The organism is Homoserinimonas aerilata, from assembly GCF_006716125.1.
GTDB lineage: Bacteria > Actinomycetota > Actinomycetes > Actinomycetales > Microbacteriaceae > Homoserinimonas > Homoserinimonas aerilata.
In genome coordinates, this window is record NZ_VFOM01000001.1 from 257,798 (window position 1) to 274,259 (window position 16,462).

Genomic DNA, 16,462 nt, shown 5'->3' on the forward strand with positions numbered 1-16,462 from the left:
CTCGAAGCGCCAGAAAGTTGCTCAGCGTCCAGCGCCGACGACTGCGAGGAGCAGCAGTGGCCAGGGGAGAACTCCGATGAGTACCGTGGCGGTGCCCGAGATGACCCTGAACCGGCGAACGTATCGGTAGACGGAGGCGGTGGCGAGCATCGCAAGCGTGACAGGGAAGGAGAGATATGACGGCCAGCGCCCTGGATGCTGATGGATGCTCGCGATGAACGCGTCGGGCCCATGGGTGTTGCCGGAGAAAACGATGACAGTGAGGGCGAATCCTAAGAACGCCGCAAGGCCGATCACTGTCAGACTCCATCCGGGGACCAAGGAAACTCGCGAGTTCGGCCGGGCGAGCATGAAGCACCCAACGAGTCCGAAACCTACCGCTCCCAATGCCGCCCACGATATTGCGTCGATCATGGCGGCGTTCGGGAGCCGTGAGAAAATGCCGAGGTTCCCGACGGCCATCACGAGGCTGACCCACGCAGCGATCGACACGGCACCCGCTGAATGGCGTACCCATGCGCGAGCTGCCCACTGATGCTGAGTCAATTCAACTGGGGTCGTCATCTACAAGCCCGCAACAGAGAGGAGTTTGGTAACGCATCCAGAAGCAAAGGCATCCAACTCTGTTTGTGTAGGTAGCGTGGCGTCGACACCTTGATAGTCCATGAACTCATCTCGTGGCATTTCCGGCCACGGCCAGCCTGCAGCAAAGATGGATTTAATTCCACTGGTCAGTTTTGCTGCAGGACTAACCCCGAAGCGGAACTGCAGGAATGCTCGAATCCTTAGCTGTTCGGTGGGATACTCCACCAGTATGCGTCTGACTGCTTCGCCCAGAGTGGTATCGTCGTTCCTCATTGAGCGTCCAACCAGCCAACCCTCAGCATCTGCAACGAGATCTTGGGAACGCTGTCGGTGTGATTGACTCCTATGCTTGTGAGGATTTCGGTTCTCGCGGAAGGATGTTCGTCGTTCCGAAAGCTTCTCCCCTTGAGTTCCGCCGTGGCGTTATTGCCGTCGCCCGGAAGAACGACGCCCTGATTTCGCGGGTGGCGAAGGGCTTCGGAATCTCCGAGTCCTGTCTGCAACGCTGGCTGAAGCTGGCCGATATCGAAGATGGCAATCGTCCGGGCCTTCGTTGTCTGCGCGGGCGCGCGCAATGCGCCCGAAATCGTGACGCTGCCGACGGTTTGTTGCGTCGGGCCTGCGGTAGGCTCCGATTGTCAGCGCGACGACGGCGTCGCGACACAGTAGAAGGAATGGCATCCCATGCGCATGAGATACACGGCAACCGCGATCGCAGCGATCACACTCCTCGCCCTCACCGGCTGCGTCGACAACAGCACGGCGCCCACAGGCGGCGGCGACAAGGTCACGGTGACGGTCGACAAAGCAGCCGAGGCCATGCTGCCCGACAGCATCCGCGAGGCCGGCAAGATCATTGTCGGAATGGACCCCAACTACGCGCCCAACGAATACAAGGACGACGCCGGTAACCCCATCGGATGGGCCGTCGACCTCGGTGACGCGATGGCCGCCAAGCTGGGCCTCACCATGGACTACCGCAGCTCCGGCTTCGACAAGATCATCCCCAGCATCCTCGGTGGCACCTACGACATCGGCTACTCCTCCTTCACCGACAATGTGGAGCGCGAGAAGTCGGTCGACTTCGTCAACTACTACGGAGCCGGCATCCAGTGGGCGCAGCAGCTCGGCAAGAGCGTCGACCCCGACAACGGCTGCGGCCTGACCGTCTCGGTTCAGCGCACCACCTACGAAGAGACCGACGAACTGCCCGCCAAGTCGCAGGCCTGCGTCGACGCCGGCAAGGAGCCCATCACCATCGAGGGCTACGAGACGCAGGATGAGGCCACCAATGCCCTCGCGCTCGGCAAGGTCGACGCCATGAGCGCCGACTCGCCCATCACGCAGTACGCGGTCTCGCAGGTCAGCGACAAGATCGAACTCGCCGGCGACCCCTTCGACGTCGCGCCGTACGGCATCGCCGTCGACAAGGGCAACACCGAGCTGCGGGATGCCATCAAGGCCGCCCTGCAGTCGATGATCGACGACGGCAGCTACAACGAGATCCTCAAGAAGTGGGGCGTCGACGTCGGCGGCCTCGACACCATCACGATCAACGCGGCAGGCAGCTAGCAGTCATGAGTTCGTCAGGCACGGGTCGCCCCGAGGGCGGGGCGACCCCGCCGACCACCGGACGGTCGGCAGCGGACACCGGCACGACCACCGTCGCCGAGGAGCAGGCGGAGGTCATCAAAGCCATCCGCCTGCGCCACCCGTGGCGCACGGTCGTGGCCGTCATCCTGGTGCTCGCGCTCGCGCTGTTCATCATCGACGCGGCCAACCGCCCCGCCTACAGCTGGGACGTCTTCGCCAAATACCTCTTCGACCAGCGCATCTCGCAGGCGGCCCTCAACACGCTGCTGCTGACCGTCTACTCGATGGTCATCGCGATCGTGCTGGGCGTGACGCTCGCCGTCATGCGCCTCAGTGAGAACCCCGTCGTCAAGGGTGTCGCCTGGCTGTACCTGTGGGTGTTCCGCGGAACCCCCGTCTACGTGCAGCTCGTCTTCTGGGGCCTCATCTCGACCATCTACCGCAGCATCGAGATCGGTATCCCGTTCACTGAGCCGTGGCTGGTGTTCCAGACCGCCGACGTGCTCGACGTGTTCTGGATCGCCGTCATCGGGCTCGCCCTCAACGAATCCGCCTACATGGCGGAGATCGTGCGCGCCGGCATCCTCTCCGTCGACAAAGGCCAGGATGAGGCGGCGACCGCCCTCGGCATGTCGTGGCTGCAGACGATGCGTCGCGTCGTCATCCCGCAGGCGATGCGCATCATCATCCCGCCGACCGGCAACGAAGTCATCTCGATGCTGAAGACGACATCGCTCGTCGCCGCCATCCCGTACGCCTTCGACCTGTACGGCAGACAGCGCGACATCTCGGCCGTCATCTTCGACCCCATCCCCATGCTGCTCGTCGCCTGCGCCTGGTACCTCTTCTTCACCTCGGTGCTGATGGTCGGCCAGTTCTTCCTGGAGCGGCGATTCTCGCGCGGCGTCGGTCAGGCCCGCATCGACAAGAAGCCCGGAACCGAGACAGGTGCGATCCCCGCAGTCACCGGCGCCGTGCCGACAGGCTCCGCCACAACGGATGCCCCCACGACAGGGAAGGACGCAGGATGAGTCCCGAAACGGTGCCCACAGCATCCGGAGCAACCGCCACCGTTCCCATGGTGCGTGCCGAGCGCGTCTCCAAGAGCTTCGGCTCCAACCAGGTGCTCAAGAGCATCTCGCTCGAAGTGAAACGCGGCGAGGTCATGTGCCTGGTCGGGCCGAGCGGATCGGGCAAGAGCACCTTCCTGCGCTGCATCAACCACCTGGAGCGCGTCGACGCGGGCCGGCTCACCGTCGACGGCGTGCTCGTCGGCTACGAGGAGCGCGGCGACAAACTGTACGAATTGCGGCCCAAGGTCGCGGCGGCGCAGCGGCGCGACATCGGCATGGTGTTCCAGCGCTTCAACCTGTTCCCGCACATGACGGCCCTCGAGAACGTCATGGAAGCGCCCGTGCTCGTCAAAGGCGCGAACAAGGCGAAGGCCGCCGCGCGCGGGCGTGAACTGCTCGAGCGCGTCGGCCTCGGACACAAAGCGGATGCCTACCCAGCGCACCTGAGCGGCGGCCAGCAGCAGCGGGTCGCCATCGCCAGGGCGCTCGCCATGGACCCCAAACTGATGCTCTTCGACGAGCCCACCTCGGCGCTCGACCCAGAGCTTGTCGGTGAAGTTCTCGACGTCATGAAAGCGCTCGCCGCATCCGGCATGACCATGATCGTCGTCACCCACGAGATGGGCTTCGCGCGCGAAGTCGCCGACTCGCTCGTCTTCATGGACGGAGGCGTCGTCGTCGAGGCAGGAGACCCCGTCGAAGTGCTGTCGAACCCGCAGCACCAGCGCACGAAAGCATTCCTGTCGAAGGTGCTGTAGGAGGGATCGGGGGTCGGGTTTCGAGACTGTCGCGCTAGAGCGCAACACCTCAACCCGCGGGTGTTGGAGAGGGCACGGGGGTCGGGTTTCGAGACTGTCGCGCTAGAGCGCAACACCTCAACCCGCGGGTGTTACGCGAGGGCCTTCTGGATGCGCTGGAGGCTGACGGGGCCTGCCGTGCCGAGATGCTGGGCGAAGAGGCTGATGCGCAACTCCTCGAGCATCCAGCGCGCACGCACCAGTCGCGCCTGCGCGGGGTCGTCCACGACGGCGGTCGTGAGCGGGAGCACCCCGCCGGCGGCGTCGTAGAGGTCGCGCGCCTTCTGCACCTCGGTCATCCACACGCGGTCGCGGCCCAGATTCTCGGCGAGGCGCGAGAGGCGATGCGTCACGCCGTCGAGGTAGACGGGCAGCCGCCTCAGCTGGTCGACCCCGGCGATGCCCACAAAACCCGGATGCACGAGCGCCTCCACCTGTTCGCGGGCGTCGGCGAGCGGCGAGAGCAGGGCCATGCTGGTGGCCGCCTTGATGGCTTTCTCCGCCTCCCGGGCGGCCGCAAGGGTGCGCGCGGTGAGGGACACGGTCGTGAACAGGGCATCGACGAGCCCGGAGGAGGCGCGGTCTCGGAGAGCCTCGAAGTCCGCGCGGGACCAGGGCAGGGCATCCGCATCGTGGCCGAGCGCAGCATCGAGTGTTGCTGCCATCGCGTCGTCGAAGAGGGCCTGCGTCGAGCGGTAGGGGCTCGCGGCGAGACTCATCTTCTCAGGCCCGGTGAGGTGCTGCTGCACGTACGTGGTCGGTGCGGGGATCGCCAGCTGAAGCATCCGGCGCACGCCCCTGCGGTGTTCGCGCAGCTGCTCAGCGGGTGTGCTCATGAGCCGGATCGAGACGGATGCCCCCGAGTCGACGAGCGCAGGATAGGCGCGCACCACATTGCCGGCGAGCCTCGTGTCGAGCAGTCGCGGCAGCGCGTCGAAATCCCACGAGGTGAGGCCCTCGCGTTCGAGCGAGGCGGCACGGTTCGGGGCGGCGCCGAGTGACGGTGTGGTCGGGGCGGATGCGGGGGTCGCGCGGGCGTGCACCTGGGCGATGGACTCCCTGGCCCGGTTCTTCAGCTTCTGCTGCAGCCCGGGCAGATCCTTGGAACGGGCGAGCTCGCGACCGTGCTCCGACACGACGGCGAAGGTGACCAGCAGATGCTCCGGCACGCGCTCCAGCTCGAAATCATCGGGGGTCGTCGGTGTGTAGGTCATGCGCTGAATCTGCCGCGCGAGATATTCCGTGAGCGGCATCTCTGCCGGATCATGGTCATCCGGAATCTCCTCGAGCAACCGACGGGCCCAGTCTGCCGCGGGAACCACATTGCGGCGGATGGCCTTGGGCAGCGCCTTGATGAGGGCGGCGACGAGCTGTTCGCGCAGGCCCGGAACCTGCCAGTCGAATCCGGCGGGGGAGAGCCGGGCGAGAAGTGCGATGGGCACGTGAACGGTGACGCCGTCCTCCGGGCTGCCCGGCTCGAATCGGTAGCTGAGTTTGAGGCGCTGATCGCCCTGATGCCACCACTTCGGGTAGTCGGATTCGACAAGCTCGGGGGCGGAGGTCTGCTCGTCGAGCAGATCCTCGCGGGTCATCGTGAGCAGCCCATCGTCGCCCTGGCGGGCCGTCTTCCACCACGACTCGAAATCGCGGACCGTGCATACCGTTTCGGGAATGCGTCTGTCGTAGAACTCGAAGACGGCCTCGTCGTCGAGCAGGATGTCGCGGCGGCGGGTGCGCTCCTCCACCTCGGAGAGCTGCCGTCGCAGCGTGCGATTGGCGCGATCGAACGCCGTCATGCGCCGGTCGAGTCGCTCGATGTCCCACTCGCCGTCGACCAGCGCGTGCCTGATGAACAGCTCCCGCGCATGGGCGGGATCGATGCGGGAGAACTGCACGCGCCGCCGGGCCACGATCGGCACCCCATACAGGGTCACCCGCTCGTAGGCGACGGCCGCACCCTGCTTCTTCTCCCAGTGCGGCTCGCCGTAGCTGCGCTTCACAAGATCGCCGGCGATCGGCTCGGCCCACGAGAGATCGATCGCGGCGTTCATCCTCGCGAACAGTCGACTCGTCTCCACGAGCTCGGCACTCATGATCTCGGAGGGCTGCTTCTTCGCCAGCGCCGAGCCCGGGAACACCGAGAAACGCACCTGGCGGGCACCCACGTAGTCGCCGCGCCCGCGGTCCTTCTTGGCATCCTTCGTGTCGTCGCGCACGCCGATCTGGCTGAGCAGTCCGGCGAGGATCGAACGGTGGATGCCCACCCCGTCGTTGCCGGGCTCGCCGACGGTGAGCCCCAGCGGCTTCGCCATCCGTTCCAGCTGACGGAAGACATCCGCCCACTCCCTGATGCGCAGATAGTTGAGGTATTCGGCCTTGCAGAGGCGCCTGAACTGATTGCCGGAGAGTTCCTTCTCCTTCTCGCGGAGATGATTCCAGAGATTCAGGAGGGTGAGGAAGTCGCTCGTCCTGTCGGTGAAACGTGCATGCGACTGGTCAGCCTGCGGGCGCTTCTCGAGTGGCCGCTCGCGCGGGTCCTGCACGCTCAGCCCGGCAACGATCGCCATCACCTCGCGGGTCGTGCCGTACTTGGCCGACTCGATGACCATGCGGGCAAGTCGAGGGTCGATCGGCAGCTGCGACAGCTGCCTGCCGACCTTCGTGATCTTCGTGTCCTTCGTGACCGCGCCGAGCTCGGCGAGCAGGTCGAGGCCATCCTTGATGCCGCGCGAATCGGGTGGCTGCAGGAACGGGAAGTCCTCGATGGCGCCCAGCCCGAGCGAGATCATCTGCAGGATGACCGCCGCCAGGTTGGTGCGCAGGATCTCCGGGTCGGTGAACTCGGGCCTCTTCTCGAAATCCTGCTCCGAGTACAGGCGGATCGCTATGCCGTCGCTCGTGCGGCCGGAACGACCCGAGCGCTGATTGGCGGATGCCTGCGAGATGGCCTCGATCGGCAGCCGCTGGATCTTCGCGCGGGCACTGTAGCGGCTGATGCGGGCGGTGCCGGCGTCGATCACATACTTGATACCGGGCACCGTCAGGCTGGTCTCGGCGACATTCGTCGCCAGCACGATGCGACGGCGGATGCCCGCAGTCGCCGAAGGCTGGAACACGCGATGCTGGTCTGCCGCGCTCAGTCGCCCGTAGAGGGGGAGCACCTCGACGCCGGGCAGATTCCGTGCACGGATGGCGTCCTCGGCATCGCGGATCTCGTTCTCACCGCTGAGAAACACGAGGATGTCGCCCGAGCCCTCTCTGCCGAGCTCGTCGATGGCCGAGTTGATGCCGTCGAACAGATCGATGGGCTCGGCCGCCGCAGTTCTGGTGTTCGACAGGAGATCTGAGCGCGCGCCCGGTGTGTTGCGGCCGCCGCGCGGTGTTTCGCGCGTTTTCTCCTGTTGAGCATTGAGGGGTTGAGCGTTGAGGGGTTGGGGGTCGGGGGCGTCGCCATCATCGTCGGGGTCGTCTGTCATGGCATCCGGGGCCAACGGCCGGTACCTGATCTCGACGGGGTAGGTGCGCCCGCTGACCTCCACGATGGGTGCGGGCTCGCCGTCCGCGGAGGCGAAGTGCTTCGCGAAGCTCTCGGGGTCAATGGTCGCCGAGGTGATGATGAGCTTCAGCTCCGGGCGCTGCGGCAGCAGCTGCTTGAGGTAGCCGAGCAGGAAGTCGATGGTGAGGCTGCGCTCGTGGGCCTCGTCGATGATGATGGCGTCGTATTTGCGGAGCATCCGGTCGCGGTGGATCTCGTTGAGCAGGATGCCGTCGGTCATCAGCTTGATGCGGGTGCCCTTGGCGGTGCGATCGGTGAAGCGCACCTGGTAGCCGACGATGCCGCCGACCTCGTCGCCGAGTTCTTCAGCGATGCGTTCGGCGATCGTGCGTGCGGCGATGCGGCGCGGCTGCGTGTGCCCGATGCTCTCGTAGCCGAGCTCGAGCAGCATCTTGGGCAGCTGTGTCGTCTTGCCGGACCCCGTCGCGCCGGCCACGATGACGACCTGGTTGTCGCGGATGGCCGCCGAGATGTCGTCGCGCCGCTGGCTGACCGGTAGGTCGGCGGGGTAGTGGATGGCGGGAATCATGAGCCCTCCATCCTATGGCGGGTGGACCCTTCGTGAGGGCTGTTGTCCTGCTATCTCTATATAGCTAGAGTTGGCGCATGACCATCACGCCGTTGAAGAGGATCACGCCTGCGACTGTAGACGTGCTCGATGCGCTGCTCACCACATCCGATGCCCTGTGGGGGCTTGCGATCGTGAAGGCGACCGGTCGGCCGGCGGGCAGCATCTATCCGATCCTGGAGCGGCTCGAGACGGCAGGCTGGGTGGTCTCGGAGTGGGAGGCGGACACCGAGCGAAGCGGGCCGCGCCGGCGCCTCTACCGTCTCGAAGCCGACGCCGCGCCGGCAGTCCGTTCGGCGATCGCCCACTTGAAGGCGAGGCCCGCCCGCCCGTCGATCACGCCCGGAACGGCCTTCGCATGAGCGGGGTCGCGCGCGCGCTGATCATGGTGCTCGCCTCGACACTGCCGTGGGCGACCCGCGAACGCTACCGCGAGGAATGGCTGGCGGATGCCGAAGGGGCGGGAGAAGCGGGCGTCACGCAGGGATCGGTCTTGCTGGGTGCTGCGGCGATGGCCGTTCGGGTGAACCGTTTGGCTGCGCCGGACGATGACACCGCACTCATCGCCACTTTCAGAAGGGTGCGCTGGGGCACCGCGCTGCTGCTCGCATCCGGGGTAATCGGGTTCGGTTCCTGGGTCGGCGCAGGCAGTACGGTACCGGAGGTGACCGTCGCTATCGCCCTGATGTTCGTCGTTGCCGCGTTGGCACAGCTCGGCCTCGTTGCGCGATTCCGTGGCGGATACACGTGGCTTGCCTTCGGGCTTGTGGTGATCGGACTCGGGTTGGGGGTACTGTCCTTGACGCAGATCCGCCTTCTGGCGGTGCTCGGCCTCTTTGCGACCCTGGCGGGGCTGATCCTGTTTCTCGTCTCGGGACCCGTTCGGATGGCTCCTTCTGGACGAGGCACGTCGTCTCCCGCGGCCCGCATCGTTGCCGGTGTCGCAGTATCTCTCGTCTTGGTGGGTGCCGTAGCGCTGGGAGCGCTCGACGGGTTCGTGTGGATGCCTGTGGCGCTGAGCGGGGGAATGCCGCTGGATGAGCTGCGGGCGATGATGGTCGCCGCGAATGAACTCAACAGCGCGGACGTGATGATCGTGATCTGGGTCGTCTTCTGGGCGATTGCATCACTCCTGCCCGCAGCGCTCGCCGTTGCGCGGAAGCGGGTTCGCGTGCGCACGATCGTGCTCCTTGGCCTCGGAATTCTGGCCACGCTCATTTTCTTCCAGTGGTGGGCGACCTTCTCGATGGGTATGGGCGTTGCCGACACAGTGCCCGGCGCATCGGGCGGCATGTCCCCGTTCGGGCACTGGTTTGCGCTCGTTGGTCAGGGGGCGCTGGTGGGAATCATCCTCGCGGTCGTAGGGGGCGACGTCCGCGACAGAGGTGACGTCGAGCATCTGGTGCCCGCGCGAGCCTGATCTGTGGCCGCCAGCTGTCGCCTATCCGTCAGTTGCCTCTAAGTGCTCTTCGTGCGACCCGCGAACAGCAGTTAGCGGCAACTCAATGGCCGGCAGTGACCGGCACGGCCGTTTATGCCGGCGGCTGCTCGCCCTGCTCGGCCATGAACGCCTCCGGTCCGGCCTCGGCCGCCTTCGGGTCCATCCACAGGATGCTGAACTCGTTGCCGTCGGGGTCTTCGAAGTCGCGCGAATACATGAAGCCGTAGTCCTGGGCTTCCTTCGGTTCAGTGGCTCCGGCGGCGAGGGCCTTCTCGAGCAGCGCGTCGACGGCTTCGCGGCTGTCTGCGCTGAGCGCGGTCTGGCAGAGCACATGCGTGTGCGGGTCGGCGATCTCCTTCTGGGTGAAGGTTGCGAAGAATTCGCGGGTCAGCACCATGAGGTAGACGTGTTCGTCGATGATGACGCAGGCGGCGTTGTCGTCGGTGAAGAGGGGGTTGATCTTCCAGCCGAGGCCCTGGAAGAACTCCTTGGCGCGGGGAAGGTCGCTGGTCGTCAGGTTGACGAAGATTTCGGTCGGCATGGCGTCTCCTTTGATCTCATGCCATTGAGCGCTTCATGCCCTGAGAAATCAAGCAAATTCTGAGTGATGCGGCATCCGTGGTGATGCTCGACAAGTGAGCCGGATGCCACAAAGTCATTGACTCCACAAAGTGCTTTGTGTTACAAAGTGCTCATGACAAACACAGCACATGACGACGACACCCCGCTCGACCCGGCCGAGATGCTCGCCCTCGTGCAGCGCCAGCAGGGCGACATGCAGCGCAGGATGGCCCGCTACGTTCCCTGGATTCTGCTGTCGTGGGCGCTCGCCTGGGGCGTCGGCTTCGGGATGCTGTGGCTCGTCGACGGGGCGAGGCCGGGGTTCTCGGTTCCTCTCGCCGTGGCGGGGCCGGTCTTCGGTGTGCTCCTGGTCGGCGCGGGGGTCACCTCGGGCGTGCTGGGCGCGAGAAGCGGGCGCGGCATCCGCTCATCGAAGGCGGCGGAGTTCACGGGCACAACGTACGGCGTCACATGGAGCGTCGGGTTGGTTGCACTGTTCGCGCTCGGCGCTTCGCTCACCCACAACGGGGCGTCGCCGGAGGTCATGAACATCTTCTACCCGGCCGTGTCGCTCGTCTTCGTCGGCGTCATGTACATCATCGCGGGGGCGATCTGGCATGCGATCCCGTCTATCTGGATGGGTGGCGCGATCGTCGCCATCGCCGTGATCGGGTCGTTCTTCGGGTACCCGACGCACTATCTCGTGTACGCGATCCTTGGCGGCGGGGTGTTCCTCGCCGGGGCGGTCGTGACGGCCGTGTATTCGCGCACGATCGTGCTGAAGGGGCTCTGACGATGGACGAGCTCGATCCGGTCATCCACGCGCAGTCGCGTCTGCGTATCGTGGCTGTCCTTGCGGCACTCGATGCGGGGGAGAGCGTCACGTTCCCGCGGGCGCAGGAGCTGCTCGACATGACGGCAGGCAACCTGTCGACGCATCTGCGCAAGCTCGAGGACGCCGCCTACGTCGAAGTCACGAAAACCCACTCCGGGCGCACCCCCGTCACCTATCTGGCCCTCACGACCCGCGGTCGCCGCGCGTTCGAGGACTACACCGACAGCCTTCGCACGCTGTTGGGCGAACGGTGATGGCGAGCGAGCGTGACGACCTGGTCGCCCGACTGCGGGCGGCCGGCTGCGTCTTCGCCGAGGACGAGGCGCGGATGCTCCGCGAAGCCGCGCAGGGCGGGCGCGAGCTGGAGCAGATGGTCGCCGAACGCGTGGCAGGTCTCCCGCTGGAGCACATCCTCGGTTGGGCGGAATTCTGCGGACTGCGCGTCGCCGTCGGGCCGGGGGTGTTCGTGCCGCGCCGCCGCACCGAACTGCTCGCGAACGAAGCGGCCACTCATGCGGCGCCCGGATCGGTCGTCGTGGAGCTGTGCTGCGGGGTCGCCGCGATCAGCGCCGCGCTGCTCGCGCGCATTGAGGGGATCGAACTGTACGCGGCCGACATCGACCCCGAGGCGACCCGCTTCGCGAGGGCGAATGTGGGAGAGCGCGGGGTCGTGCTCGACGGTGACCTGTTTGCGCCGCTGCCTGAGAGCATCCGGGGTCGTGTCGATGTGCTGGTGGCCAACGCGCCCTATGTTCCGACGGAGGCGATCGCGTTCATGCCGCCCGAGGCGCGCCTGCATGAGGCGCGCGTCGCACTCGATGGGGGAGGGGATGGCCTCGAACTGCACCGGCGTATCGCCGCGGGCGCGCCCGAATGGCTGGCGCCGGGCGGCTGGCTGCTCATCGAGTCCAGCGAGCAGCAGGCGCCCCGAACGGCCGCGCTGTTCGAGCGCGCCGGGCTGCTCAGTCGGGTCGTGCGGGATGAGGAGCTCGACGGCACCGTCGTCATCGGGCAGAGGGTCGGGCTCGACTCCTGAGTCGTATGTATACATGAGCGGCTAAATTCGCGCTTGCTCTGGCCGAACATCCGTTCTGTGTATACAGTGGACGGAGGCGGGGAGAGCGGAGACGGCATGAGGGCGAGTGACAGGGCCTATGCCGCGCTGCGCGACGAGATCGTCGACTGGCGACTCGCGCCCGGAACGGTGCTCGGCGAAGTCGAACAGGCCGCGCGACTCGGAGTCAGTCGAACCCCGCTGCGGGAGGCCCTAGGGCGGCTCGCGGCGGAAGGACTCGTCGAAGCGCAGGGCGGGCGCGGCCTCGTCGTCGCCGAACTCTCGACCGACGACATCCGCGAACTCTTCGAGACCCGCCAGGCGCTCGAGGAACTCGCGGCGCGACTCGCTGCCCGCCGGCGCGACCGCTCAGTCTTCGAAGGACTGCAGGAGGAGTTCCGTGACGCAGCCGGCCTCACCGCCGACCCCGCGGCCTACTACGCGCTCGTCGCGCGCTTCGACGACGCCATCGACGCGGCCGCCACCAACGGCTACCTCAGCGCCGCGCTCGGAGGCCTGCGCACGCACCTCGTGCGCATCCGCCGCATCGCCCGCGACAACCCGGAGAGACTCGCCGCAGCAGCAGCAGAGCACCAGCTGATCATCGACGCGATCGTCGACGGCGACTCCGACCTGGCCGCCCACGCAACCCATGTGCATCTGCATCGCAGCCTGCAGAACATCCTGGCCACCGTCTCGGATGCGACGCTGCGAACCCCGAGCAGTCGAACCCAGGCCACCCGAACCCAGACCGCTCAAACCCAGAGCACTCCAGCCCAGACCACTCCACTCAAGAACCTCACGAAGGAGACCGCATGAAGTCCCACGATGTGCGCGTGCACCCCAGCTCAGACAATCTGCCCCGCGAAGCGCAGCTCGCCTGGAAGATCGCCGAAGTCGCATCCGAACAGGTGCAGGTGACGGATGCTGTGGCCGACATGGTCGTGAACCGCGTCATCGACAACGCGGCCGTCGCGGTCGCATCGCTCGAACGTGGCCCCGTCGTGGCGGCCCGGGCGCAGGCGCTGCAGCATCCGGTCTCCCGCGGCGGAGCCGGCTCGACCGTGTTCGGCGTGGGGGAGCCGACGAGCCCCGAGTGGGCGGCGTGGGCGAACGGGGTGGCCGTGCGTGAGCTCGACTACCACGACACCTTTTTGGCGGCCGAGTATTCGCACCCGGGCGACAATGTTCCGCCCATCCTCGCCGTCGCGCAGCACGCCGGCCGCAGCGGGGCGGAACTCCTGAAGGGCATCGTCACCGGCTACGAGATCCAGATCGAGCTGGCGAAGGCGATCAGCCTGCACAAGCACAAGATCGACCACGTCGCCCACCTCGGCCCGAGCGCCGCCGCCGGCATCGGCACGCTGCTCGGCCTCGGCACGGAGACCATCTTCCAGGCCATCGGCCAGGCGCTGCACACGACCACCGCGACGAGGCAGTCGCGCAAGGGCGAGATCTCCACATGGAAGGCGCACGCACCCGCATTCGCCGGCAAGATGGCGGTCGAAGCCGTCGACCGGGCCATGCGCGGCCAGACCAGCCCCACCCCCATCTACGAGGGTGAGGACGGCGTCATCGCGTGGCTGCTCGACGGCCCCGACGCCCACTACGAGGTGTCGCTGCCGGAGCGCGGTGAGGCACGCCGCGCCATCCTCGACAGCTACACGAAGGAGCATTCGGCCGAATACCAGGCACAGGCCTGGATCGACCTCGCCCGCAGGCTGGGCGGTGAGCATCCGCAGCTCAAAGACCCGCAGAACATCGTGAGGGCCGTGCTGCACACGAGCCACCACACGCACTACGTCATCGGTTCCGGCGCGAACGACCCGCAGAAGTACGACCCGACGGCCAGCCGCGAGACGCTCGACCATTCGATCCCGTACATCTTCACGGTCGCCCTGCAGGACTGTTCGTGGCACCACGTCGACTCGTATGCGCCGGAGCGCGCAGGCCGGGCAGACACGGTCGCCCTGTGGAACAAGGTGACCACCGTCGAGGACGCCGAATGGACTCGCCGTTACCACTCCAACGACATCGCAGAGAAGGCGTTCGGCGGCAGGGTCGAGATCGACCTCGCCGACGGCACGCGCATCGTCGACGAGATCGCCGTCGCCGACGCGCACCCGCTGGGAGCGAGACCCTTCGCCCGGGCCGACTATGTCGCCAAATTCCGGATGCTGGCGGATGCGGTGCTCACGCCGGCAGAGATCGAGCGATTCCTCGACACGGCACAGCGCCTGCCCGAGCTCACCGCCGGCGAGCTCGCCGGCCTCAACGTCACCGCCGCCATCACCACCCACACCTCGAAGGGGATCTTCTGATGCTGCACTCCACCGTCACCGCCGCCACGAAGCGGCAGCTGCTGCGCGAGAGGCTCGCCACGGGCGAGCTGCTGCGCTTCCCGGGCTCCTTCACGCCGCTCAGCGCGCGCCTCATCGAGGAGAAGGGTTTCGAGGGCGTCTACATCTCGGGCGCCGTGCTCAGCGCGGAACTCGGCCTGCCCGACATCGGCCTCACCACCCTCACGGAGGTGGCGATGCGGTCGAACCAGATCGCGCGCATGACCGATCTGCCCACGCTCGTCGATGCCGACACCGGCTTCGGCGAGCCCATGAATGTGGCACGAACCGTGCAGGTGCTCGAGGACGCCGGTGTCGCCGGCCTGCACATCGAAGACCAGGTGAACCCGAAGCGCTGCGGCCACCTCGACGGCAAGCAGGTCGTCGACCAGGACACGGCACTCAAGCGCATCCGGGCGGCCGCGAGCGCGAGGCGCGACCCGAACCTGCTGATCATGGCGCGCACGGACATCCGGGGCGTCGAAGGCCTGCCCGCAGCGGTCGACCGTGCCAAGGCGCTCGTCGATGCGGGCGCGGATGCGATCTTCCCCGAGGCGATGAAGGACCTCGCCGAGTTCGAGGCGGTGCGCAAGGCCGTCGACGTGCCGATCCTCGCCAACATGACCGAGTTCGGCAAGAGCGAACTCTTCACCACGACAGATCTGGCGAGTGTCGGCGTGAACATCGTCATCTACCCGGTTACCCTGCTGCGCAGTGCCATGGGGGCGGCAGAGCGGGTGCTCGACACGATCGTGGCCGAGCGCACCCAGCAGTCGGCCGTCGGTGAGATGCTCACCCGTGCACGACTGTACGAACTGCTCGATTACGAGGGGTACAACACATTCGACTCGAGTGTGTTCAACTTTGAGGTACCGGGACGAAAGGGCTAGATCATGACCGAAGAAATCCGTAAGGGCCTCGCGGGCGTCGTCGTCGACACGACGGCCATCTCCAAGGTCAACCCCGACACCAACTCGCTGCTGTACCGCGGATACCCCGTTCAGGAGCTCGCAGAGAAATGCACCTTCGAGGAGGTCGCCTATCTGCTCTGGCACGGCGAACTGCCCACGCCTGTGCAGTTGGAGGAGTTCCAGCAGTTGGAGCGCTCACTGCGTCGACTGGATGCGCGCACGAAGCGGATCATCGACGAACTGCCGACGACCGCGCATCCGATGGACGTCGTGCGCACCGCCGTCAGCGTCATCGGAGCGGTCGACCCGGATGCTGCCGCATCCGACCCCGCATCGAACCTCACGAAAGCGGTCCGCCTGTTCGCGCAGCTGCCCGCCATCATCGCCTACGACCAGCGCCGCCGCCGCGAGCAGGAACTCGTGGAGCCGCGCGACGACCTCGGCTACAGCGCCAACTTCCTGCACATGACCTTCGGCGAGGTGCCCGACCTGGTCGTCGTCAACGCCTTCGACGTGTCGATGATCCTGTACGCGGAGCACAGCTTCAACGCATCCACCTTCACCGCCCGCGTCGTCACCTCCACGCTCAGCGACCTGTACAGCGCCGTCACCGCGGCGATCGGCGCGCTCAAAGGCCCGCTGCACGGCGGTGCCAACGAAGCCGTCATGCACGTGTTCGACGAGATCGGAACAGCCGACAAGGCAGAGGCCTGGCTGGATGCGGCGCTCGCCGAGAAGCGCAAGATCATGGGCTTCGGCCACCGTGTCTACAAGAACGGCGACTCGCGCGTGCCCACCATGAAGGCTGCGCTCGACACGCTCGTCGCCGAATACAACAGGCCCGACATGGCCGAACTGTACGAAACGCTGGAGGCGGCGATGGATGCTCGCAAGGGCATCAAGCCGAACCTCGACTACCCGAGCGGGCCGGCCTACAACCTGATCGGCTTCGACACGCTCACGTTCACGCCGCTGTTCGTGGCGAGCCGCATCGTCGGCTGGACGGCGCACATCATGGAGCAGCTCGAATCGAACGCGCTCATCCGCCCGCTCAGCGCATACAACGGGCCAGACGAGCGGCACGTCTAGCCGCCACAGCCCTCACCCGACACTTCACGACACACTCGTACGTGAGGATGCGGCGGTTGT

16 protein-coding genes are annotated in these 16,462 nt (G+C 66.4%); 12 read left to right on the plus strand and 4 right to left on the minus strand.

What is annotated here, in order from left to right:
* Positions 1–21 precede the first annotated feature (21 nt).
* Positions 22–297, minus strand: a complete 276-nt coding sequence (locus FB562_RS01220) for a hypothetical protein (protein ID WP_141879478.1) — start codon at positions 295–297, stop codon at positions 22–24.
* Positions 298–564: 267 nt separating this feature from the next.
* Positions 565–810: a hypothetical protein gene (locus FB562_RS01225; RefSeq protein ID WP_141879479.1), complete on the minus strand. Its 246-nt coding sequence runs from the start codon at positions 808–810 to the stop codon at positions 565–567.
* A 459-nt stretch (positions 811–1,269) separates the two neighbouring features.
* Here FB562_RS01225 and FB562_RS01230 point away from each other — a divergent pair, with 459 nt between their 5' ends.
* The 3 genes from FB562_RS01230 to FB562_RS01240 are packed head-to-tail and all read left to right on the plus strand — an operon-like array spanning position 1,270 to position 4,009.
* On the plus strand, positions 1,270–2,157 hold the full coding sequence (locus FB562_RS01230) for an ABC transporter substrate-binding protein (RefSeq protein ID WP_141879480.1): 888 nt from the start codon (positions 1,270–1,272) through the stop codon (positions 2,155–2,157).
* A gap of 5 nt (positions 2,158–2,162) precedes the next feature.
* Positions 2,163–3,209 carry an amino acid ABC transporter permease gene (locus FB562_RS01235; RefSeq protein ID WP_141879481.1) on the plus strand — a complete coding sequence of 349 codons (1,047 nt, stop codon included), beginning with the start codon at positions 2,163–2,165 and terminating at the stop codon, positions 3,207–3,209.
* On the plus strand, positions 3,206–4,009 hold the full coding sequence (locus FB562_RS01240; RefSeq protein ID WP_281284302.1) for an amino acid ABC transporter ATP-binding protein: 804 nt from the start codon (positions 3,206–3,208) through the stop codon (positions 4,007–4,009). Before FB562_RS01235 ends, FB562_RS01240 begins: the two co-directional genes overlap by 4 nt.
* Before the next feature lie 131 nt (positions 4,010–4,140).
* Here FB562_RS01240 and hrpA read toward each other — a convergent pair whose 3' ends face one another.
* Positions 4,141–8,133 carry an ATP-dependent RNA helicase HrpA gene (gene hrpA, locus FB562_RS01245; RefSeq protein ID WP_141879482.1) on the minus strand — a complete coding sequence of 1,331 codons (3,993 nt, stop codon included), beginning with the start codon at positions 8,131–8,133 and terminating at the stop codon, positions 4,141–4,143.
* Positions 8,134–8,210: 77 nt separating this feature from the next.
* Between hrpA and FB562_RS01250 the strand changes: the two genes are divergently transcribed.
* Both FB562_RS01250 and FB562_RS01255 read left to right on the plus strand, forming a co-directional pair.
* Positions 8,211–8,534 carry a PadR family transcriptional regulator gene (locus FB562_RS01250; RefSeq protein ID WP_246081289.1) on the plus strand — a complete coding sequence of 108 codons (324 nt, stop codon included), beginning with the start codon at positions 8,211–8,213 and terminating at the stop codon, positions 8,532–8,534.
* On the plus strand, positions 8,531–9,592 hold the full coding sequence (locus tag FB562_RS01255; RefSeq protein ID WP_141879483.1) for a hypothetical protein: 1,062 nt from the start codon (positions 8,531–8,533) through the stop codon (positions 9,590–9,592). Before FB562_RS01250 ends, FB562_RS01255 begins: the two co-directional genes overlap by 4 nt.
* Before the next feature lie 112 nt (positions 9,593–9,704).
* On the opposite strand, the gene FB562_RS01260 is transcribed toward FB562_RS01255, so the two are convergent.
* A complete protein-coding gene (locus FB562_RS01260) occupies positions 9,705–10,154 on the minus strand; it encodes a VOC family protein (RefSeq protein WP_141879484.1) in 450 nt (149 codons plus the stop codon).
* Between the two features lie 153 nt (positions 10,155–10,307).
* Here FB562_RS01260 and FB562_RS01265 point away from each other — a divergent pair, with 153 nt between their 5' ends.
* The 7 genes from FB562_RS01265 (at position 10,308) to FB562_RS01295 (ending at position 16,402) form a co-directional block, all read left to right on the plus strand.
* The gene (locus tag FB562_RS01265) at positions 10,308–10,967 is read left to right on the plus strand and encodes a hypothetical protein (protein ID WP_141879485.1); all 660 of its coding nucleotides are present in this window, start codon (positions 10,308–10,310) and stop codon (positions 10,965–10,967) included.
* A gap of 2 nt (positions 10,968–10,969) precedes the next feature.
* Entirely contained in the window at positions 10,970–11,263 is a 294-nt protein-coding gene (locus tag FB562_RS01270) for a transcriptional regulator (RefSeq protein WP_141879486.1), read from the plus strand.
* Positions 11,263–12,045, plus strand: coding sequence for a putative protein N(5)-glutamine methyltransferase (locus FB562_RS01275; RefSeq protein WP_141879487.1), 783 nt, complete (start codon positions 11,263–11,265; stop codon positions 12,043–12,045). The genes FB562_RS01270 and FB562_RS01275 overlap by 1 nt, the downstream gene beginning before the upstream one ends.
* A gap of 96 nt (positions 12,046–12,141) precedes the next feature.
* Positions 12,142–12,882 (plus strand): GntR family transcriptional regulator, encoded by a 741-nt coding sequence (locus FB562_RS01280; protein WP_141879488.1) that lies wholly within the window; start codon positions 12,142–12,144, stop codon positions 12,880–12,882.
* Positions 12,879–14,384: an MmgE/PrpD family protein gene (locus FB562_RS01285; protein ID WP_141879489.1), complete on the plus strand. Its 1,506-nt coding sequence runs from the start codon at positions 12,879–12,881 to the stop codon at positions 14,382–14,384. The genes FB562_RS01280 and FB562_RS01285 overlap by 4 nt, the downstream gene beginning before the upstream one ends.
* Entirely contained in the window at positions 14,384–15,292 is a 909-nt protein-coding gene (prpB, locus tag FB562_RS01290; RefSeq protein ID WP_141879490.1) for a methylisocitrate lyase, read from the plus strand. The genes FB562_RS01285 and prpB overlap by 1 nt, the downstream gene beginning before the upstream one ends.
* Positions 15,293–15,295: 3 nt before the next feature.
* Complete coding sequence (locus FB562_RS01295; protein ID WP_141879491.1) at positions 15,296–16,402, plus strand: bifunctional 2-methylcitrate synthase/citrate synthase; 1,107 nt, start codon at positions 15,296–15,298, stop codon at positions 16,400–16,402.
* The last annotated feature ends 60 nt before the right edge of the window (positions 16,403–16,462 follow it).

Excerpts from the sequence above, each read along its gene's own strand:
- FB562_RS01230 (WP_141879480.1), top strand. The coding sequence starts at position 1,270 with ATGCGCATGAGATACACGGCAACCGCGATCGCAGCGATCACACTCCTC.
- FB562_RS01235 (WP_141879481.1), top strand. The coding sequence starts at position 2,163 with ATGAGTTCGTCAGGCACGGGTCGCCCCGAGGGCGGGGCGACCCCGCCG.
- FB562_RS01240 (WP_281284302.1), top strand. The coding sequence starts at position 3,206 with ATGAGTCCCGAAACGGTGCCCACAGCATCCGGAGCAACCGCCACCGTT.
- hrpA (WP_141879482.1), bottom strand. The coding sequence starts at position 8,133 with ATGATTCCCGCCATCCACTACCCCGCCGACCTACCGGTCAGCCAGCGG.
- FB562_RS01250 (WP_246081289.1), top strand. The coding sequence starts at position 8,211 with ATGACCATCACGCCGTTGAAGAGGATCACGCCTGCGACTGTAGACGTG.
- FB562_RS01255 (WP_141879483.1), top strand. The coding sequence starts at position 8,531 with ATGAGCGGGGTCGCGCGCGCGCTGATCATGGTGCTCGCCTCGACACTG.
- FB562_RS01260 (WP_141879484.1), bottom strand. The coding sequence starts at position 10,154 with ATGCCGACCGAAATCTTCGTCAACCTGACGACCAGCGACCTTCCCCGC.
- FB562_RS01265 (WP_141879485.1), top strand. The coding sequence starts at position 10,308 with ATGACAAACACAGCACATGACGACGACACCCCGCTCGACCCGGCCGAG.
- FB562_RS01270 (WP_141879486.1), top strand. The coding sequence starts at position 10,970 with ATGGACGAGCTCGATCCGGTCATCCACGCGCAGTCGCGTCTGCGTATC.
- FB562_RS01275 (WP_141879487.1), top strand. The coding sequence starts at position 11,263 with ATGGCGAGCGAGCGTGACGACCTGGTCGCCCGACTGCGGGCGGCCGGC.
- FB562_RS01280 (WP_141879488.1), top strand. The coding sequence starts at position 12,142 with ATGAGGGCGAGTGACAGGGCCTATGCCGCGCTGCGCGACGAGATCGTC.
- FB562_RS01285 (WP_141879489.1), top strand. The coding sequence starts at position 12,879 with ATGAAGTCCCACGATGTGCGCGTGCACCCCAGCTCAGACAATCTGCCC.
- prpB (WP_141879490.1), top strand. The coding sequence starts at position 14,384 with ATGCTGCACTCCACCGTCACCGCCGCCACGAAGCGGCAGCTGCTGCGC.
- FB562_RS01295 (WP_141879491.1), top strand. The coding sequence starts at position 15,296 with ATGACCGAAGAAATCCGTAAGGGCCTCGCGGGCGTCGTCGTCGACACG.